This is a genomic window from Polaromonas naphthalenivorans CJ2 (genome assembly GCF_000015505.1).
In the GTDB taxonomy this organism is placed as follows: Bacteria; Pseudomonadota; Gammaproteobacteria; order Burkholderiales; family Burkholderiaceae_C; genus Polaromonas; species Polaromonas naphthalenivorans.
In genome coordinates this window covers 2,789,257-2,808,946 of sequence record NC_008781.1, presented here as the reverse complement: position 1 = coordinate 2,808,946, position 19,690 = coordinate 2,789,257, and the positions used below count along the sequence as shown (strand labels likewise).

Here is a 19,690-nt window from a genome sequence, read left to right as displayed (position 1 = left end):
CAAAACAGGTATCAATAACGAGAAATTATCTATTTGTGCTGTATCGGTTCGATGCCTACGATCAGTGCATCAAGCGGCCCAAGCGTCGGCCACAAGGTGAGTCTTCCGAATCCCTGCTGCCCTACAACCTGAGAAAGAAAGATCGATGTCTCCTACCCCAAAACGTCCGCTGCGATCCCAAGAATGGTTTGGCTCGGCAGACAAGAACGGCTTCATGTACCGCAGCTGGATGAAGAACCAGGGCATCCCGGACCATGAGTTCCAGGGCAAGCCCATCATTGGCATCTGCAACACCTGGTCGGAGCTGACCCCGTGCAATGCCCATTTCCGCAAAATCGCCGAGCATGTCAGGCGTGGCGTGTTCGAGGCCGGCGGCTTTCCGGTCGAGTTCCCGGTGTTTTCCAATGGCGAGTCCAATTTGCGGCCGACGGCCATGTTCACCCGCAACCTGGCCAGCATTGATGTGGAAGAGTCCATCCGGGGCAATCCGATTGACGCCGTGGTACTGCTGGCCGGCTGCGATAAAACCACCCCCGCCTTGCTGATGGGCGCGGCCAGTTGCGACATTCCCGCCATCGTGGTCAGTGGCGGGCCGATGCTCAACGGCAAGCACCAGGGCAAGGATATTGGATCGGGCACGGTCGTCTGGCAGCTGCATGAAGCGGTCAAGGCCGGGCACATCAGCATGCATGAATTCATGTCCGCCGAAGCCGGCATGTCGCGCTCGGCCGGCACCTGCAACACCATGGGAACCGCCTCCACCATGGCTTGCATGGCCGAGGCGCTGGGCACCTCGTTGCCGCATAACGCCGCCATTCCGGCGGTTGACGCGCGGCGCTATGTGTTGGCCCATATGTCCGGCATGCGCATCGTCGAAATGGCCCTGGAAGACCTTCGCCTGTCGAAAATCCTGACGCGGGAAGCCTTCGAGAACGCCATCCGGGTCAATGCCGCCATTGGCGGATCGACCAATGCGGTGATCCATCTGAAGGCGATTGCCGGACGGCTGGGAATTCCGCTGGAACTGGAGGACTGGACGAGCATCGGCCGCGGCACGCCGACCATCGTGGACCTGATGCCCTCGGGCCGCTTTTTGATGGAAGACCTGTACTACGCCGGCGGCCTGCCTGCCGTGCTGCGCCGCATGGGCGAAGCCGATCTGCTGCGGCATCCGGGCGCGCTGACCGTCAACGGAAAGTCACTCTGGGAAAACGTGCGCGAAGCACCGATCTACAACGACGAGGTGATTCGTCCGCTGGCCAAGCCGCTGATCGAGGACGGCGCCATCTGCATCCTGCGCGGCAACCTGGCGCCGCGCGGCGCGGTCCTGAAACCGTCGGCGGCCTCGCCGCACCTGATGCAGCACCGTGGCCAGGCGGTGGTTTTCGAAGACTTCGACCATTACAAATCACGCATCAACGATCCGGACCTTGAGGTTGACGCGAACTCGGTGCTGCTGATGAAAAACTGCGGCCCCAAAGGCTACCCCGGCATGGCGGAGGTCGGCAACATGGGCTTGCCGCCCAAGCTGCTGGCGCAAGGCGTGACCGACATGGTCCGCATTTCGGATGCCCGCATGAGCGGCACCGCCTACGGCACCGTGGTGCTGCATGTGGCGCCCGAAGCCGCAGCCGGCGGACCGCTGGCCATTGTGCGCGATGGCGACTGGATTGAACTCGATTGCGCAGGGGGGCGCCTGCATCTGGAAATCGATGAGGCTGAAATGGCGGCCAGGTTTGAAAACCTGCAAGCCAGGAAGCCGCCAGAGCGCACGGGCGGCTACCGGGAGCTGTACATCGACCATGTCCTGCAGGCCGACCAGGGCTGCGACTTCGACTTTCTGCTCGGATGCCGGGGTGCGGAGGTTCCGCGTCATTCCCATTAACTCGAATTTGCAAGCCTAAAAAAGGAAGAGACACATGTTGTTAATACAGTTCAAGGACGAACAGGACAAACGCCGGGTCGGCGTGCTTCAAGCCGACGGCAAGACGCTTCGCAGGGTCGAAGGCTACGGCACGACCTATGAAATGGCCAATGCCGCCATGGCCCTGCCGTGCTCGCTGGAAACCCTTGCCACGCAAGCGCTGGGCGATGTTGTCGTCGGCTATGACGCCCTGGCGTCGCAAGGGCGGCTGCTGACGCCGCTGGACCACCCGGATGCGGCGCACTGCTACGTCACCGGTACCGGGCTGACGCATCTGGGCAGCGCCGACACGCGAGACCAGATGCACAAGAAGCTCGAAGGCGGCGCTGAAACGCTGACCGACAGCATGAAGATGTTTCGCATGGGCCTGGACGGCGGCAAACCCGCTGCGGGTGAAACCGGGGTCCAGCCCGAATGGTTTTACAAGGGCAATGGCTCCATTGCCCATGCCAGCGGCCAGCCCATGCCGATGCCGGACTTTGCGCTGGACGGCGGCGAAGAGCCGGAAGTGGCTGCACTGTATGTGGTCGGTCCGGACGGCTCTGCCTGCCGCTTGGGGTTTGCCATCGGCAACGAGTTTTCGGACCATGTGACCGAGCGGCAAAACTACCTGTTTCTCGCGCATTCCAAGCTGCGTGCCTGCAGTGTTGGCCCGGCGCTGCTGGTCGGCGAACTGCCCGGCCATGTGGCAGGCCAGTCGCGCATCCGGGACCGGCAAGGCAAGGTGCGCTGGGAAAAGCCGTTTCTCAGCGGCGAGGACAACATGTCCCACAGCATCGCGAACCTGGAATACCACCACTTCAAATACCCGCTGTTCTGCCAGCCAGGCGATGTGCATGTCCATTTTCTGGGCACGGCCACACTCAGCTGCGCCGATGGGATACAGGTCGGGCCCGGCGAGACCTTCGAAATCGAAGCCCCACTGTTCGGCCCGCCGCTGAGCAACCGCCTGGAGGTCGTGTCCCGGCCCAGGCCGGTGATCAAGGCGCTCTAGTTCCAGTGCAACAGCCCCGCAAGACCCAAACCTTATGAAACAAAACTACATCAATGGCGCATGGCTGGACGGCGCATCGTCGAGTGCCAACCTCAACCCTTCCGACCTGTCCGACGTGATCGGCCATTACACCCAGGGCGATGCCGCGCAGGTGGACCTGGCCGTGCAAGCCGCGCAGGCTGCCTTTGCGGCCTGGTCAAGCTCGGGCATTCAGGCAAGGTCCGATGCGCTCGACCAGATCGGCCGCGAAATACTGGCTCGCAAAGAAGAACTCGGCACCTTGCTGGCACGCGAAGAAGGCAAGACCCGCGCCGAAGGCATTGGCGAGGTGGCCCGCGCCGGCCAGATCTTCAAGTTCTTTGCCGGCGAGTGCCTGCGCCTGAGCGGTGAAACGCTGCCCTCGGTGCGGCCCGGCATCGGCGTGGACATCACCCGCGAGCCGGTCGGCGTGGTCGGCCTGATCACGCCGTGGAATTTTCCGATGGCGATTCCCGCCTGGAAGATTGCGCCGGCGCTGGCCTTTGGCAACTGCGTGGTGTTCAAGCCAGCCGACCTGGTGCCGGGCAGTGCCTGGGCGCTGGCCGAGATCATCTCGCGCTCGGGGATGGGGCCGGGCGTGTTCAACCTGGTGATGGGGCCGGGCAGGGTGATTGGCGATGCGCTGGTCAGCCACCCCGGCGTCAACGCCATCAGCTTTACCGGCTCGGTGGGCGTGGGCAGCCAGATTGCCCGGAACTGCGCGAAAAGCTTCAAGAAGGTGCAGCTTGAGATGGGCGGCAAGAACCCGCAGGTGATTCTGGACGATGCGGACCTGGCGCAAGCCGTGGAATTGTGCGCGCAAAGCGCTTTTTACTCGACCGGGCAGCGCTGCACAGCGTCCAGCCGGCTGGTCGTGACCGACGGCATTTACCCGGCTTTCGTCACAGCCTTGCAGGCGCGCATGGCGGGCATCAAGGTGGGCGGCGCCCTGGCGACCGGCACGGACATCGGCCCGGTGTCTTCCCTGGCGCAGCTGGAGCAAGACTTGAGCTACATCGACATTGGCAGGGCCGAAGGCGCGACACTGGCCTTTGGCGGCGACCGCGTGCCGTGCCACACCGGCAGCGGCGCCAAAGGCTTCTTCATGGCCCCGGCCCTGTTCAGCGAAAGCACGGCCGGCATGCGCATCAACCGCGAGGAAATCTTCGGCCCGGTCGCCAGCGTCATCCGCGTGAAGGACTACGAGGCCGCCCTGTTCACCGCCAACGACACGCCCTTCGGCCTGTCCGCCGGCATTGCCACCACCAGCCTGAAATACGCCACGCATTTCAAGCGCCACAGCCAGGCGGGCATGGTGATGGTGAATTTGCCCACCGCAGGCGTGGACTACCACGTGCCGTTCGGCGGTCGCAAAGGGTCGAGCCATGGCCCGCGCGAGCAGGGCAAGTACGCGCAGGAGTTTTTTACCACCGTCAAAACCGCCTATACCCTGGCGTGAAGCCGCTCAGGTTCGCCCGGATGCTTCCGGTGCGCAAGGCTTGCAGTCAATTGCCACTTTCCCAGCGATTCTTAAAAACGGAGACATCATGAACAAATTTTCATTCCTGCCCGGCATGCAGCGCGTTGTGGCCATCCTCACATCGGAAGTGCCGCCGGCGAGACGCGCCGCGCCATGGCAGACCTGGCGCTGGCCAACCTGCAAGCGCTCTTGGCTGGCAATGCACTGCTTTCCCCCTGTGCCGGAATACGCTTGATCCGGCCTTGTGAAGTTTGAATTTTTAAAAATCCTCCCTTCCTTCGGCAGGGGTCATCAATGAAAGACACTCCCATGAAAATCGCTTCCAGGCGCGACATCCTGAAAATGGCCGCTGCTGGCACGGCCATGTCCACCCTTGGCCCGGCCGCGGCGCTGGCGCAAGGTTCGCAATGGCCCGCCAAGCCAGTCTCTCTGCTCGTGGGCTATCCGCCCGGCGGCCTCACCGATGCCGGCGCACGGTTCATCAGCAGGGGAATGGCCGCCACGCTAGGCCAGCCTGTCCTGGTCGAAAACAAAGCAGGCGCGTCGGGCAATATCGCCGCAGCCGAGGTCCAGCGGATGTCCGACCCCTACAAGCTGCTCGTGGCGAACACGAGCTTCACCATCAATCCGCACACCTACTCCACGCATTCGCCAGTCCCGACAGAGTTCACGCCCATCGGGCTGATCCTTGAGTCGCAGTTGGTCCTGTGCGTCAACCCGGCCGCTCCCGTCAAGAACCTGGCGGAGTTCGTCGCCTGGGTCAAGGCAGAAAGCATCAAGGGCTTCAGCTATGCCTCAGCGGGCAACGGCGGCAACACGCACCTGGCAATGGAGTACTTCCGGGAGCGGACCGGTCTGCCAAAGATGAGCCAGGTGCCCTACAAAGGCAGCGCTCCGGCCATCCAGGACGTGGTGGGCAATCAGCTGCCGTGCATCATGGATGCCGCCTCGCTCCTGATCCCATTCATAACCGCCGGAAGACTGCGCCCCATTCTTGTGACCGGCAGCGCCCGCCTTCCGGCACTGCCCGATGTGCCCACGGCAACGGAGTTGGGCATCAAGAACTTCGTCGTGACGGTGTTCGTCGGGCTATGGGGTCCGCCCAAACTGCCCGCTGACGTCGTTGCGAAGGCCAATGCCGCCATGAATGCAGCGCTTTCGGATCCCGCAATCCGCAGCCAGATCACGAAAAACGGCGACATGGTCGGGGGCGGCACCGCAGAGCAGCTAGGCGCCCTGGCGCGCGACAGCTACAAGCTCTGGGGAGAGGTGGCGCGCAGAAACAACATCCGCGCGGAGTAGCCAGCGGCGAAGTTGCAGTCCAAGGGTCAAGCGCTGCGGTCAAACCACCGGGTTCGGGGTCGGTGATGCCGCGCCTTGCGCCAGCGCCGCCGCCACGCCTGCGCCATAGGCCGGATCGGCCTTGCTGCAGTTGGCGATGTGGCGTTCCTGGATGGCTTTTGAAGCGCCGCCCACCGAGCGCGCCGTGTTCTCGAACAGCACCTGCTGCTGGGCCGGCGTCATCAGGCGAAACAGATTACCGGGCTGCGAGTAATAGTCCTCGTCAACGCGGTGGTTCCAGTGGTCGGCCGCGCCTTCGATGGACAGCGGCGGCTCGGCAAAATCGGGCTGCTCCTGCAAGGCGCCTTTGCTGTTGGGCTCGTAGCCAACCTCAGCGCCATTGTTGCTGTCAACGCGCATGGCGCCGTCGCGGTGGTTGCTGTGGAAAGGGCATTTGGGCGCATTCACCGGAATCTGGTGGTGGTTCACGCCCAGCCGGTAGCGCTGCGCGTCACCGTAGCTGAACAGGCGCGACTGCAGCATTTTGTCGGGCGAAAAGCTGATGCCGGGCACGACGTTGGCCGGGTTGAAGGCGAGCTGCTCGACCTCGGCAAAGTAATTTTCGGGGTTGCGGTTGAGTTCGAGCACGCCCACGTCCATCAGCGGGTAGTCGCCATGCGGCCAGACCTTGGTCAGGTCGAACGGATTGAGGTGATAGGTGGCGGCGTCTTTTTCGGGCATGACCTGGATTTTCAGGTTCCAGCGCGGAAAGTCGCCGTTGTCGATGGCGTGCAGCAAATCGGCTTGAGAGCTTTCACGGTCGCGGCCGACGAGTTCGGTGGCTTCGGCATCGCTCAGGTTTTCAATGCCTTGCTGCGTGACGAGGTGAAACTTGACCCAGAAACGCTCGTTTTGCGCATTCAGGAAGCTGAAGGTGTGGCTGCCGAAGCCGTGCATGTGGCGGTAGGACTTCGGAATGCCCCGGTCGCTCATCACGATGGTGACCTGGTGCAGCGCCTCGGGCAGCAGCGTCCAGAAGTCCCAGTTGTTTTCGGCGCTGCGCATGTTGGTGCGCGGGTCGCGCTTCACGGCGCGGTTCAGGTCCGGGAATTTGAGCGGATCGCGCATGAAGAACACCGGCGTGTTGTTGCCCACCAGGTCCCAGTTGCCTTCTTCGGTGTAGAACTTCATGGCGAAGCCGCGAATGTCGCGCTCGGCGTCCGCCGCGCCGCGCTCGCCAGCGACGGTGGAAAAGCGCATCGCCAGGTCGGTCTTTTTGCCAATCGCCGAGAAGATTTTGGCTTTGGTGTAGCGCGTGATGTCGTGCGTGACGGTGAAGTTGCCGAAGGCGGCCGAGCCCTTGGCATGCATGCGCCGCTCGGGAATCACTTCGCGCGCAAAGTGCGCCAGCTTTTCCAGGTGCCAGACATCCTGCAGCAGCACCGGGCCGCGCGGGCCGGCGGTCTGGGTGTTCTGGTTGTCAACGACGGGCGCGCCGGCGGCGGTGGTTAATTTGGACATGGGCAAAGTTCCTTGTAATGAATGAGGCGGGATGGCCATCAATAGACTTAAGCTATTGAAGGAAGGGTTCATTGTGGACAGTCTCAATCGTCAGGGCAATAGCATTTCCATAGGAAATACTGAAAGCGGCGATAGGCAAGCATGGGCTGCGCCGTTATGCTGACGGTTTTTTCAGGAGCAAGCACAGCATGAATTCCGACTACGAAAAAGGCCTGGCCACCCGCCGGCAGGTGATGGGCGAAGAGTTTGTCGCCAAGGCCCTGGCCGGCGTGACTGACTTCACCCGGCCGATCCAGGAGCACATCACGGCCAAGGCCTGGGGCGATGTCTGGCAGCGGCCCGGCCTCGACCTCAAGACGCGCAGCCTGATCACGGTGGCGATGCTCACGGCATTGGGCAAGCAGCACGAACTCAAGGGCCATTTGCGCGGCGCGCTGAACAATGGCGCAACGCCGGCCGAGTTGCAGGAAGTGCTGCTGCATGCGGCAATTTATTGCGGCGTGCCGACGGCGGTCGAGGCTTTTCGCACTGCCGCCGAGGTGGTCGAGGGTTTTAAAAAGGACTGAGTCCACGATCCCGTTTAGGCGGCCTGCAAGCCTGATGATTTCAAGCCTTTTAGGCATTTTGCGCAACATGCACGGGCGTGAGTAGCTATATAAAAGATAGCGTTTCCCCGTCGGGAGTGTTTTGTGGCGGATTTCGCGGCACTGAACATCCCGCCGGGGAATGTGGACTACAGGCGCCTGCGGCCGGGAGGGACATAATGGTTTTTCCACCTGCCGCTCTGGCGGTGGCACACTGCAGCAAGGCCGGCCGGCCAGACGCTGCGCTTCCCCAAAAAAAGGAAACAAGCACATGCAAATTCAAGTCAACTCCAACCACAGCATTGACACGGGTGAGTCCTTCGAGCGCTGGGCCAACACCGAATTGAATGATTCGTTCAGCCGCTTCAAGGAAGAAATCACGCGCATTGAAGTGCATATGAGCGACGAGAACGGCGACAAGGTCAGCGTTGACCACAAGCGCTGCATGATGGAAGCCCGCCTGGCCAATCGCGAACCCGTCGCGGTCAATCACCAGGCCTCCAGCCAGGACGAAGCCTTCCGGGGCGCCAGCGACAAGCTCAAGCGCGTGCTGGAGCACACCCTGGGCAAGCTGCGCGACCACCGCTCGCGCGAGTCGATCCGGCACGAGCCCGACCTCGGCAACGCCTGAGCGCTGAGCCCGCCGGACTGACCGGCTTGGGTTTTCGCAGAATTTATCGGTTTTAGCGATGGCTGGCGATTATTCGCCAGCCATCAGTTTTTGCACCAGATCGGCCGTGGTGGACGCCTTGAACTTGCGCATCAGGCGCGCCCGGTAAATCTCCACCGTGCGGTGGCTGATGGCCAGGGCGCGGCCAATCTCCTTGGAGGTCAGGCCGCGCATCAGGTGGGCCGCCACTTCGCGCTCCCTGGCGGTCAGTTCGGCCGTCACGGGTCGGGTGGCACTCAGGTCCTCGAAGGTCCAGATGCCGGCCTCATGCGGCGCACTGCGGTTCAACGCGCGTCCGGTGACGTGGCACCAGAAAATCTCGCCCTTGGTGCGCCCATCGACCCGCTTCATGATGCGGTTGTCCGAATACATGCCGGTGGCGTTCAGGATGGGAAGCATGCGCGCACCGATGCGCTCGTACTCATCGACGCTGGGGTAGAGAATCATGAACGACTGTCCAATGAGCTGCTCGCGCGTGGCGCCGAACATTTCGCACACATGCTGGTTGCAATCGAGTATGGAGCGGTTGCGCGACAGCACCAGCCCAACGGGTGCCAGATCGAAAGCCAGCTGGTAATCGGACATCAGGGCAAACCTTTAAGAAGAACTACGTAGCTCAATAGGTAGTATCGTAATGGACTGGACAGGCGTGTGAAAGACGTTCTGAAGGCTTAACAAAACAAGGAGACATTTTTGTGAAGAAACTTTTTCCCTCTGCCGCAGAAGCCCTCAAGGGCGTCGTCAAGGACGGTCAGCTGCTTGCTGTCGGCGGTTTCGGCCTGTGCGGCATTCCCGAGGCGCTGATCGACGCGCTGCGCGATTCCGGCGTCAAGGATTTGACGGTGATTTCCAACAATGCGGGCGTTGACGGCTTTGGCCTGGGCAAGCTGCTGGAGACGCGCCAGATCAAGAAAATGATCTCGTCCTATGTCGGCGAAAACAAGGAGTTCGAGCGCCAGTACCTGGCCGGCGAGCTGGAGCTTGAATTCACGCCGCAGGGCACGCTGGCCGAAAAGCTGCGCGCCGGCGGCGCCGGCATTCCGGCGTTCTTCACCAAGACCGGCGTCGGCACGCTGGTGGCCGAAGGCAAGGAATTGCGCGAATTCGACGGCGAAACCTATGTCATGGAGCGCTCGCTGGTGCCTGACGTGGCGCTGGTCAAGGCGCACCGCGCCGACAAGTCGGGCAACCTGCAGTTCCGCCTGACGGCGCGCAACTTCAATCCGGCCGCCGCCATGGCCGGCAAGATCTGCATCGTCGAGGTCGAAGAGATCGTGGAAACCGGCGCCATGGAGCCCGACCAGGTTCACCTGCCGGGCATTTACGTGCACCGCATCGTGCACAACCCGAACCCTGAAAAACGCATCGAAAAACGCACCGTGACCGAAGCGCCCGTCGATGCCGTCCTGGCCAAGGTCGAGGCGCAAGCCGCCATTGCACAGGCTGCGGTCATGACCGCCGATGAGCCCGTCCCATCCACCATCAAGGCCGCCAATGGCCAGCAAGGAGCCTGAACATGCCCTGGACCCAAGACCAAATGGCGGCGCGCGCCGCCCAGGAACTCGAAGACGGTTTTTATGTGAACCTGGGCATCGGCATCCCGACGCTGGTGGCCAACTTCGTGCCGGCTGACAAGGAAGTCTGGCTGCAGTCGGAAAACGGCATGCTCGGCATCGGCCCGTTTCCCACCGCCGACCAGGTCGATGCCGACCTGATCAACGCCGGCAAGCAGACCGTCACCACCTTGCCGGGTTCGTCGATTTTCGGCAGCCACGAAAGCTTTGCGATGATTCGCGGCGGCAAGATCAATCTGTCCATCCTGGGCGCGATGCAGGTCAGCGAGCAGGGCGACCTGGCCAACTGGATGATTCCGGGCAAGATGGTCAAGGGCATGGGCGGGGCGATGGACCTGGTGGCCGGCGTCAAGCGCGTGATCGTGCTGATGGAGCATGTCGCCAAAAAGAGGGACGGCACCGTGGACCTGAAAATCCTGCCGCAATGCACGCTGCCGCTGACCGGCGTGGGCGTGGTGGACCGCATCATCACCGACCTGGCGGTGATGGACGTGACGCCGCTGGGCCTGAAAGTCGTCGAGCTGGCGCCCGGCGTGACGCTGGAAGCGCTGCAGGCCAAGACCGGCGTGACGCTCATCTGATTCCGCTTATTCAAGCGATGCTCTGAAGCTGAAGCTGGCGGTTGCCATGCAGCCGCGAGTCTGCGTGCTAGACTAATTTCGATGTCCCGCTTCATTTCCTTTTTTGGCTTTTTTTGTCTCCGAAGGAAATGGCGGGCCAGCGGCATCGCTATTTTGTCGGCTTTCGCGCTGATGGCCGCCGGCATGGTGCCCGCGCCCGCTTTCGCGGCATCACAGGCCATGCCGGCAGAGCGCGTGAGCCTGCAACTCAAATGGCTCCACCAGTTCCAGTTCGCGGGCTACTATGCCGCCCAGGCCAAGGGCTTTTACCGTGATGAAGGACTGGATGTCGAGATACTGGAGGGCGGGGCGGACAAACCGGTGATTGCCCAGGTCCTGGGCGGGCAAGCCGACTTTGGCATTGGCGACTCCGACCTGCTGATCAGCCGGATCAATGGGCAGCCGGTGGTGGCGGTGGCGGCAATTTTCCAGCACTCGCCCTACATCATCATGAGCCGCCAGGACCGCAACATCCGCACGCCGGCAGACCTGATCGGCAAAACCGTCATGCTGTCAGAAGACCAGGGTGCGGTCCAGTTCCGTGCCATGCTCAAGCGCGAGGGAATCGATCCGGCACTCGTCAATATCATTCCCCAGTCCTGGAAACTCGGCGACCTGATCAGCGGCAAGGTGGACGCGGTGTCTGCCTATGCCACGGCAGAGCCTTCGGTGATGCGTGCCCGGGGCGTCGTGCCGGCGATGATGCGCGGGGTCGATTACGGCGTTGACTTCTATGGCGACATTCTTTTCACGACCCAAGCGCATATCGCACAAAGTCCCGGGCGTACCGATGCATTCCTGCGCGCTACCCGCAAGGGCTGGGACTATGCCTTCAGCCACGAAGACGAGCTGATTGACCTGATCCTGCAGATGGACGGTGCCGTGCAGCGAGGCTTGACGCGTCAAACCCTGAGCGAGGAAGCCCGGGTGATGCGTTCCTTCATCTTGCCCGATGTGGTTGAGATTGGGCACATGAACCCGGCCCGCTTCGATGCCACGGCCCGGACGCTGGCAACCCTGGGGCTGGTGCCTGCGGGCATACCACTGGCCGGTTTTGTGTATGAACCGCCTGATGCAGTCAACCCAAGGCTGTTGCGCTGGATGACCGCCGCAGGTTTTGCTGTTTTTGTACTTGCCCTGCTGGGGCTGCTCTGGAACATGCAGATTCGCCGCCGCGTGCGCGAAAGAACCGAGCAGCTGCAGGCCGAAGTCAACCACCGGACCGAAGTGCAGCAGCAGCTCAAGGCCAGCCAGGACATGACGCAGCTGATGTTCGGCACTGCGGCGGCGGGCATCGCGATGACCACGCCAGGCGGAAAATTCCTGATGGCCAACCCTGCCTACCATGCGACTGTCGGCTATACGCAAGCCGAGTTGCAGGTGATGGACATGCGCGAGTTGACGCATCCCGAGGATTGTGTTCGTTATGAGGAGATGACCAGGCAGTTGCTTGCCGGCGAAGTGGACACTTTTTCCCATGAAATGCGCTACCTGAAGAAGGGCGGCGACGCCGTGTGGGTGCGTGCAACGGTGTCGATGGTGCGCTCCGCGGACGGCGCGCCGACGCACATCATTGCCGTGACCGAGGACATCACGCAGCGCCGCGCCACCGAGGAAAAATTGCGCCAGAGCGAGGTCTTGCTGGAGATTGCCGGCCGAACGGCGCAGCTCGGCGGCTGGATGCTCGATCTGTCGGGCGGCCCCATGACCTGGTCCGACGAGGTCTGCAAGATCCATGAAATGCCGATGGGCAGCAAGCCGCTGCTGCATGAAGTCCTGCAGTACTGTTCACCCGAGTGGCGCGAGAAAATGAAGGCGACCTTTGGCCGCTGCAGCCGCGATGGCGTGGCGTTTGACGAAGAGATGGAGATCATCACCGCCAGCGGCCGGCGGGTATGGGTCCGCGCCATTGCCGAGGCATTGCGCGACGACCGTGGAGCCATCACCCGGGTGCAGGGTGCTTACCAGGACATCACCGAGCGCAAGCAGGCAGAGCACCGCATCGTGCGCCTCAATGCCGAACTGGAAAACCGTGTGAGCAGACGGACCGCCAGCCTCGAAGCGGCGAACAGGGAACTGGCCTCGGTGAACCGGGAACTGGAGACTTTTTCCTATTCCGTGTCGCACGACCTTCGCTCGCCGCTCAATACGATTGACGGTTTCAGCACATTGCTGGAGCGCACGAGCGGGAGTCTGGTGGGGGAAAAAGGGCTGCATTACCTGAGCCGGATTCGTGCCGGAACCCGGCAGATGGGCGACCTGATCGAGGGGCTGCTGTCGCTCGCCAAGCTTTCGCGTGATCCGCTGCAGTTCGGGGCGGTCAATCTTTCCGGCATCGCCAGGCAAGTGCTGCAGGAGTGCATGGACCGGGAACCCGTGCGCGAGGCGAATGTGTGCATTCAGGAAAGCCTGACTGTTCAGGGCGACCCGCGCCTGTTGTCGGTCGTCGTTCACAACCTGGTGGGCAACGCCTGGAAGTTCACTTCGAAGCGGGTGGTGGCGCACATCGAGATGGGTTGCGAGACGGCCGTCAATGGTGAAACCGTTTATTTCGTCAAGGACAACGGTGCCGGGTTTGACATGGCGTATGAAGACAAGCTGTTCACCACCTTCCAGCGGCTTCATTCCCCCAGTGATTTTTCCGGTTCCGGGATTGGTTTGGCAACCGTGCAGCGAATCATTGCCCGGCATGGCGGCCGGGTCTGGGCGCATGGCATTGAAGGGCAGGGGGCGGATTTTTATTTCACCCTGGGTGATGGCAAGGCAGCCAGCCTGTCGGATACGCTGTGAACCCGGAACAGGTCGGGCTGAAAAACTGAGCGGGTGAAGGGAATCTAACAACCTCTTGAAACCCGCATGGATATTGGGTTCTTGTTGTAGCGCTTCAAAAGATACCGCCATAAATACCGCCAAAAGAAAAAGTGTCTCCTTTTGGGTACGGCTTGAGATGATCTGAGCCGGTGAAAAGCCCGGCCTACAGATCAGCCGGGATGAAGGCCCATCTTCGCCATGCCCATTTTCAGGCGCGCCACTGTCTTGTCCATCTTGGCGCTCATGCCGCCCAAGGCTTGCATGGCGCTGGTGTCATGGATGGCGTGAAGTCGCCAGAATGTTTTCCAGTGCATCCCCTTGGGCTTGCTGCCCGGCCCGTGAATCACGCCAGGAATCCAGCCCAGACGAGCGCGCAGATTGTTTGCCCGCCGGTAGGCCCGGCTGTCGGGCGTTTCCCGCTGGCTCTTGTAGGCCAGTGCGTGACAGTGGCGACACGCAAACACGCTGCCGCCGTACAGCACGGCCACGCGCCGCCCACAATCCGCACCAGGGCAAAGCCACCAGGCGCGCTGCCCGCCAAATTGGCAAGGCGTCCAGGCCAGCCGCACCGGGTAACTCACGGCCTGCCACTCGCCGCCGCCGGGCCGGTTGCGGTAGTCGAGCATCACGCGGTCAGTGTCCACCTTGAGATTGACGGACGCGATGACATTGCCGCCCCGGCTCCACTGCCAGCTAAACGACTGCCCCGGCGTCAACAAGCCGTCACGCTGAACCTTGCGCACGTCGAGCACCCGCATATCGCTGGTGGTGCGCTTGCCGCCGTGGTTGCCACTGTTGGAATTTCCCATGTTCTGCACTCCAAATATTTACCGAAATCATTAAGCAAAAACTGCGATGTGCTGTTAACTGTTGCGCACCAAAATCCCCGCCAGCCCGCGCCAGCATTGGGTTTATGGCTGGTTTCCAGTTTGCGCATATTTTCCCGTGAACTTCGCGCTTGGCAACCAATTATTGCTATCAAAAGAATAGCTCCTGCCAACGTCTGATACCGGCTTTTCTCGCCGCATCTTTGCGCCTATGGGTGGCTCAAGAAATTCACCTCATGCGCTTGCCATACAGCCCGTGGCGCGTCGCTGGCCTTGAGTCGATACCATCGGCCCGGTTCACGCCCTGTGATGCTCTGAGTTTGATTAATCAAGTTTGCCTTTTGGACAATCTCCCGCTGGCCGGGCCTCTACGTGCCCGCGCGGGTTGAAGCAACCTTGCAGGAGCCTCAAGCACTTGCCAGCGTTCCACCAGCACCAGGCGCAACAAAGCCCGCTCAGTGGCGGGCCTTGGGTATTCCTCAAGTTGAGGGATATGCCGTCAGTGCTTGCGGTGTACCGTGGCCGGGTCGATCAGCACAGCGGGCAAGCCCAGCGCCGCACGGTCTGCCAGCATGGCATCCATGGCCTGCTTCGCCTCATCCATGCTCATACCCAGCTTTGCCGCAATGGCCTCCAGGCTGTACACCGGCTGGCCGTCATCGGTGTAGCCGTCTGCCTCTGGAATCAAGTCCAGCTCCCGCGCCTTGTCTGCCATGAAGGCGTTCAGTGAAGGCGGTGAAAGCGCCATTGCCCGCTGCATGGCCCGCGTCGTGTCGGGATGATCCATACCCAGCGTTTCCACCAGGCGCAAGCAGGCAGACATTGCCGCCATGAATTCAGGCGTTGATTCGGCCACTTGCCGTGCCACTTCGATTTCATGGGTTTCGGCCGCGTCCTCGTCATGCGTCTGATGGCTGTCGCAGCAGTCATCCATGCGGGGTTCACGGTGCTTTGCTTGCGGTGTGCCGTGGTGCTCAGTGAAATAAACCAGATTCCCGCATGGCTCCTCGTCATCCGTGGCGGATGGGTTGAAGGCCGCGCAGGTCGCGCAAGTGCGTTTGATGATGTTCATGAGGTTGTCCGATTGATTTTTTGATTGTTTTCAAAGTGCGGCCTTGAAGCCGTCGCAGCGCTGGAGTACCAGTTGCAGGCCAGCCGGTACGCCAGGCGCGCCCAGCCCGGCCCGCTGCCACTGAGCGCAGCGCATGGCCCCGGCCCGGCCTGACAGGTGCGCACACTCCAGGCAAAGCCGCCGCTCGTCGCCGTCCCGGTCGCGCGTCACCAGCTTGTCGGCCAGCAGTTCGGCCTCAAGCGCTGCCAGGCCGCGCCGGTTGAACAAAGCGGTGCGCTCCACCATGGTGTCGATCTCCCGGCCCGTCATGGCTGAGCTGTGCGGCCAGCACCAGCGGTCAGGGTCAGGCATTGCCGCCGGTTGGGGTGTAACCAGGGCTGTAACCTCGTCAACTGCAACCAGCCCCACGACTTGCGCCGGGTCGTTCGCTGCCGGTGAAAGAGCCTCTGTTTTTTGGATGTGTGCCGGAATGGACGCTACAGAAACTACAAAAAGGGTTTCTGTAGCGTTCGTAGCGTCCATATTGGGGGGCATCTGTGTTTTCTTAAGTCTTGCCAGCCAGTTCATGCCGCGCCCCTTGCCCTCGGATTGATGGTGTAGCGGTCGCTCGGTCTGCCCCGGCCCAATGCATCGCCAGACTGCACCACCTCCCGGCGCAACCAATCGAAGTCCGCCAGCACGTCCGCTGCCTTGCGCACGGCGTCGGGCGTGTCCAGTCCGGCCCAATGCTTGATAGCCACCTGCCGGGGGGTGAAGCTGTCCAGAATCACGCCATCCTTGTCGGCCAGCTTGCCCGCCCTGATCTTGACCAGCAGCGCCGCCGCGCCCGTGGTTTCCGGTGTCACCGCCGCCGCGTACAGCCGGCTGGCATGGGTGCGCAGGTAGTCGCCCCAGGCCAGCGCCCGCAGCAGCTCAGGCTCATGGATCACGCCGCCCTCCGGTGTGTCGATCATGGCGAACACCAGCGCCAGCGCCGGGATCAGCTTGCGGTACTTGGACAGGTGCGACACCATCGCCGGGTGCAGTTCGTCGCCGCGTATCTCGTTTTCAAACGGGATCAGCCACTCCACGAACAGGGCTTGCGCGTCATCGTCAAAGCGCCAGACGGTCGCGTCCAGGTCACTCGCCGGCTGCAATGCGGCCAGGCGCTCGAACACCGCCCATGCAGCTTGCTTGGCCGGCGTGTCGGGCCACTGGTCAACGTGGACATACTCGCCGCCCGTGTCCGGCCAGACGGCCAGCCCAAAGCGTTGCAGCAGACCATCGTCTGCGCTGCCACCGGCCACCGCGCCGCGCACGTATTCCTGAATCCGGCCCGGCTGGATGCCCCCGATCATCGCCAGGCACACACGCGGGATGTGCGTCGTTCCGCGCCCGATGCGGTCAAAGGTGTAGCCCTGATTCCCGTCATAGCTCTGCAGGTAGAAAGCCCGTGAACCCTCTTGCCCCTGCTTGTCCAGGCCGGTCAGCAGGCCGTACAGCTCATCCCGGTAGGACAAGGTGCCCCACGGGTTGTGCATCAGCAGCTCGCCCAGCTTTTCCACCGTCGCATCGTTGACGGTGTAGCGCCGCGCCGTGGGTTCGGCAGGCAGGACCACCGGCTCCAACAGGGCGCGCGCCGCCGCCGGGTCTTTACCGGCCAGCCCCTTTGCCCTTTTCTCGTTGGCATTGTCCTGCATGGCGGATACCTTGCAGTCCAGTTCCCAGGCGTCATGCGCGGCTTGGTGCAGCTCGAACTCATCGGCCTGCAGTCGGTTGAGCGGCTTCAAGGCTTCGCTGAGCGCCGGGCTTTTCTTCACGCCCGGCCTGCCTATGGTCATGCCCCACAGGTTCGGCACAACCTGCCAGTCATCCCGCGCCTTGGGCTGCACCACGGCGCGCGCCCCGATCAGGCTCGATAGCGCCACCAGCGCGGCGACTGCCGGGAAGTCTGGCGGGCATTGCATCCGGTGCGCAATGTCCATCACCCAGCCCCGCAGGGCCACGGGCAGCAAGTCGGCGTCAAAGGCCTGCACCGGGGGCAAGGCATTGGGCAAGGGCGTAGGCTCAGGCCATAGGTCAATCTGGCCTGTTGCGCTTGCGCTGCCTGCATGGGTAGCTACTGATTCGATAGCAGCATCCATGCAGGCCTTCACCGCGTCCAGCCCCGCTATTACGGCCAGGTCGTTAAAGTCCGTCGCCTTGTCGGGCCTGCCCGCCGGGAACGATGGCACGGCCACCAGCCCGCCCACGGCCAGCGCCGCCGCCGTGCCTTTGCTCAGTCCGGGATTGCCGTCGGTCAGGTGGTCGTCATCGGCCGCCACGATCAGCACCAGCGCCGGGTACTTGGCGCGCAGGGCCAGCGCCACGGCTTCAAGGTTGCCCGCGTTGAAGGCCACGGCCACCGCGTCGCCCGTGGCTTCATGGATGCTCGCCGCCGTGGCGTAGCCTTCCGCGATGACCAGACGGCCCGCCGGTTTACCAATCGAGTGATAGCAGCCCTTGATGCGCCCGCCCGGGTGAAAGCGCTTCTCGCCGTCCGGCGTGATGGCCTGCAGGCTGTGCAGCTTGCCGGCCGTGTCGCGCATGGGGATCAGGAGCTTGTCGCTGAACACCTTCAATCCGTGGCCCTTCACGCCTTTGGCGCTCAAGTAAGGATGCGCTGTTGCCGCGTCCGCCTGCGCCAGCAATGCCGCCGCCGTCGCGCTGGCCTGTTGCTGGGTGGCCAGTAGATCAGCGTCGCGCTGTGCCTTCATGGCCTTGACGCGCTGCCGGTGGTCAGCCAGCTCTGTCGCCGTCATGGCGCTGTCGGACTTGGCGCACCAGGTCGATTGCAGGCCGCTACGCCAGTCACCGAACGCACCAGCCGGGATGCCATCCGTGTGCAGCATGTACCAGGCCGCCTTGTCGCTGCCCCGGCCGCTGGGGCTGAAGCGGTGGATTGCGCCATCGTCGTGAATGTCGTCAGGCGCTTCAATGCCCGCTGCCGTGATGGCTTGGCGGAATTGCTCCAGGGTGTCATTCATGGCCCGGCCCTCCCACTTGAATCAGGAGTTGCTCGGCATCGTCAAGCGTGGGCAAGTGCCGCGCCATGCCCCAGCGCTCGGCCAGGTAGCTGACGGGGCCGGGGCCATCACCGGGGCCGGACTGGTGCAGGGTGTGGCCGTGCTTGGCGAACTGCGCTTGCAGCGTGGCGAAGCGCTTGGCTTCGCTGTTGGCGTGAGCGCTGTCGAGCAGCCGCACGGCGCGCCGGGCGCAAAGTGACGCCAGCAGGAAGGCGTTCGGGATATGCGTCGCTCGCAAATAAAACCGCGCCGCGCTCAAGGCGTCTTCAATCGCCTGATGTTGCGCCGTGGGGCTGGCCGTGGGCGTGGTGGTCATGCTGCACCGCCTTTCTTCAGGCGCGACAAGCTGTAGGTGCCATCGGTGAAGCCGGTGTTGACCTCCTCCAGTTGGCAGGCCACGTAACTGAGCACTTCGCCCGCGTTGCATTCATGCACCAGCCAGTTACTTGAGGCAGGCACGCTGTCGATGAACTTTTGCATTTCTGGCCGGTACTGCGTCGCTTCACGAATCCCGGCCAGCGTGCGCCGGGCGTCAGCGGCAAAAGCGGCCAGCTTCACAATCTCCGTGAGGTTGTAGAGCCGCAAAGACAAGTCGTCTGCCTTGTCGGTCGCTGCGTCTGCAATGCGTTCATGCCGGTTTTGGATGGTATGGCTCATGCTGCCCTCCCGGCGGTTGCCAGTTCGCTGCAAGCCTGCTTCAGCATGGATGCGGCCCGAATGGCCCGGCCGGTGGCAGTGTGAATGTCGCCGTTCCGGGCGTGGTGCAAAGCGCCGCTCAGGGCGTTTTCAATGGCTTGCTGGCGAGTCAGCGGGGAGGTGTTGCCCGTTTTGGGCGTGGGTGTGGTGTTGACCGTGGTCATGGCTTCGGCTCCGTATTGAGACTGAAAACCACCGTCGGGCTGTCTAGGCTGTCGGGTGGGGCTGGGGATAGACACATGGAATACGCCATGCTGCCGTCCTTGCGGATAGGCACTCCCAGCCCCGAAACCATAAATGCCCTGAAAGTTCAGGCCATCTTTAAATTCAGGACGTGAAAAAACCTCGCTGTCGGGGAGGTTGCCCGCGTATTCCATGGTGTGTCTAGCACCGGGAATTACTGTATCACAGCCCTCCACAGCGCGATATTTCTGTCTGCCGATACCGGCATCAGGCTTCAAGTTAAAAGAGGCTCTAGCGCTTGCAGGACGTGCGCAAGCAGCTATAAAATCAGTAGCGTTATGTGATGCAGTCGCCGTGGTGGTCTTGACGCCCCCGGCGGCTTTTTTCATGG

General features: G+C 62.4%; 19 protein-coding genes. 10 read left to right on the top strand and 9 right to left on the bottom strand.

Annotated elements, in window-relative coordinates:
* Positions 1–145: 145 nt before the first annotated feature.
* From PNAP_RS13320 to PNAP_RS13305, 5 genes are all read left to right on the top strand, one after another.
* On the top strand, positions 146–1,885 hold the full coding sequence (locus PNAP_RS13320) for an IlvD/Edd family dehydratase (RefSeq protein WP_011802045.1): 1,740 nt from the start codon (positions 146–148) through the stop codon (positions 1,883–1,885).
* 34 nt (positions 1,886–1,919) lie between these two features.
* Positions 1,920–2,918 (top strand): AraD1 family protein, encoded by a 999-nt coding sequence (gene araD1, locus PNAP_RS13315; protein WP_011802044.1) that lies wholly within the window; start codon positions 1,920–1,922, stop codon positions 2,916–2,918.
* Positions 2,919–2,952: 34 nt separating this feature from the next.
* Complete coding sequence (locus PNAP_RS13310; protein ID WP_011802043.1) at positions 2,953–4,395, top strand: aldehyde dehydrogenase family protein; 1,443 nt, start codon at positions 2,953–2,955, stop codon at positions 4,393–4,395.
* Between the two features lie 88 nt (positions 4,396–4,483).
* Positions 4,484–4,651, top strand: coding sequence for a hypothetical protein (locus tag PNAP_RS27020; protein ID WP_157040288.1), 168 nt, complete (start codon positions 4,484–4,486; stop codon positions 4,649–4,651).
* A 59-nt stretch (positions 4,652–4,710) separates the two neighbouring features.
* Positions 4,711–5,718, top strand: a complete 1,008-nt coding sequence (locus PNAP_RS13305) for a Bug family tripartite tricarboxylate transporter substrate binding protein (protein WP_011802042.1) — start codon at positions 4,711–4,713, stop codon at positions 5,716–5,718.
* A gap of 39 nt (positions 5,719–5,757) precedes the next feature.
* Here PNAP_RS13305 and PNAP_RS13300 read toward each other — a convergent pair whose 3' ends face one another.
* Entirely contained in the window at positions 5,758–7,218 is a 1,461-nt protein-coding gene (locus PNAP_RS13300) for a catalase (RefSeq protein ID WP_011802041.1), read from the bottom strand.
* A gap of 188 nt (positions 7,219–7,406) precedes the next feature.
* Between PNAP_RS13300 and pcaC the strand changes: the two genes are divergently transcribed.
* Together pcaC and PNAP_RS13290 are read left to right on the top strand one after the other, a co-directional pair.
* Entirely contained in the window at positions 7,407–7,784 is a 378-nt protein-coding gene (gene pcaC, locus PNAP_RS13295) for a 4-carboxymuconolactone decarboxylase (protein ID WP_011802040.1), read from the top strand.
* Between the two features lie 289 nt (positions 7,785–8,073).
* Complete coding sequence (locus PNAP_RS13290) at positions 8,074–8,433, top strand: HPF/RaiA family ribosome-associated protein (protein ID WP_011802039.1); 360 nt, start codon at positions 8,074–8,076, stop codon at positions 8,431–8,433.
* Positions 8,434–8,502: 69 nt separating this feature from the next.
* Here the strand turns inward: PNAP_RS13290 and PNAP_RS13285 are convergent, their stop codons facing one another.
* Positions 8,503–9,057, bottom strand: coding sequence for a PAS and helix-turn-helix domain-containing protein (locus PNAP_RS13285; RefSeq protein ID WP_011802038.1), 555 nt, complete (start codon positions 9,055–9,057; stop codon positions 8,503–8,505).
* 110 nt (positions 9,058–9,167) lie between these two features.
* Between PNAP_RS13285 and PNAP_RS13280 the strand changes: the two genes are divergently transcribed.
* The 3 genes from PNAP_RS13280 (at position 9,168) to PNAP_RS25030 (ending at position 13,456) form a co-directional block, all read left to right on the top strand.
* Complete coding sequence (locus PNAP_RS13280; protein ID WP_011802037.1) at positions 9,168–9,986, top strand: CoA transferase subunit A; 819 nt, start codon at positions 9,168–9,170, stop codon at positions 9,984–9,986.
* Between the two features lie 2 nt (positions 9,987–9,988).
* The gene (locus PNAP_RS13275; RefSeq protein ID WP_011802036.1) at positions 9,989–10,627 is read left to right on the top strand and encodes a CoA transferase subunit B; all 639 of its coding nucleotides are present in this window, start codon (positions 9,989–9,991) and stop codon (positions 10,625–10,627) included.
* Between the two features lie 81 nt (positions 10,628–10,708).
* The gene (locus tag PNAP_RS25030) at positions 10,709–13,456 is read left to right on the top strand and encodes an ABC transporter substrate-binding protein (protein ID WP_011802035.1); all 2,748 of its coding nucleotides are present in this window, start codon (positions 10,709–10,711) and stop codon (positions 13,454–13,456) included.
* 191 nt (positions 13,457–13,647) lie between these two features.
* Here the strand turns inward: PNAP_RS25030 and PNAP_RS13260 are convergent, their stop codons facing one another.
* The 7 genes from PNAP_RS13260 to PNAP_RS27015 all read right to left on the bottom strand — a co-directional run bounded on the left by PNAP_RS13260 (position 13,648) and on the right by PNAP_RS27015 (position 19,688).
* Positions 13,648–14,286, bottom strand: coding sequence for a hypothetical protein (locus tag PNAP_RS13260; protein WP_011802034.1), 639 nt, complete (start codon positions 14,284–14,286; stop codon positions 13,648–13,650).
* Between the two features lie 517 nt (positions 14,287–14,803).
* Complete coding sequence (locus PNAP_RS25025) at positions 14,804–15,376, bottom strand: hypothetical protein (protein ID WP_049763686.1); 573 nt, start codon at positions 15,374–15,376, stop codon at positions 14,804–14,806.
* A gap of 30 nt (positions 15,377–15,406) precedes the next feature.
* Complete coding sequence (locus tag PNAP_RS13250) at positions 15,407–15,727, bottom strand: hypothetical protein (RefSeq protein WP_157040287.1); 321 nt, start codon at positions 15,725–15,727, stop codon at positions 15,407–15,409.
* Between the two features lie 212 nt (positions 15,728–15,939).
* Positions 15,940–18,381 carry a DUF3987 domain-containing protein gene (locus PNAP_RS25700; protein ID WP_011802031.1) on the bottom strand — a complete coding sequence of 814 codons (2,442 nt, stop codon included), beginning with the start codon at positions 18,379–18,381 and terminating at the stop codon, positions 15,940–15,942.
* A complete protein-coding gene (locus PNAP_RS13235; RefSeq protein ID WP_011802030.1) occupies positions 18,374–18,736 on the bottom strand; it encodes a hypothetical protein in 363 nt (120 codons plus the stop codon). The genes PNAP_RS25700 and PNAP_RS13235 overlap by 8 nt, the downstream gene beginning before the upstream one ends.
* Positions 18,733–19,077, bottom strand: a complete 345-nt coding sequence (locus PNAP_RS13230; protein ID WP_011802029.1) for a hypothetical protein — start codon at positions 19,075–19,077, stop codon at positions 18,733–18,735. The genes PNAP_RS13235 and PNAP_RS13230 overlap by 4 nt, the downstream gene beginning before the upstream one ends.
* On the bottom strand, positions 19,074–19,688 hold the full coding sequence (locus tag PNAP_RS27015) for a hypothetical protein (protein ID WP_157040286.1): 615 nt from the start codon (positions 19,686–19,688) through the stop codon (positions 19,074–19,076). Before PNAP_RS27015 ends, PNAP_RS13230 begins: the two co-directional genes overlap by 4 nt.
* Positions 19,689–19,690 lie beyond the last annotated feature (2 nt).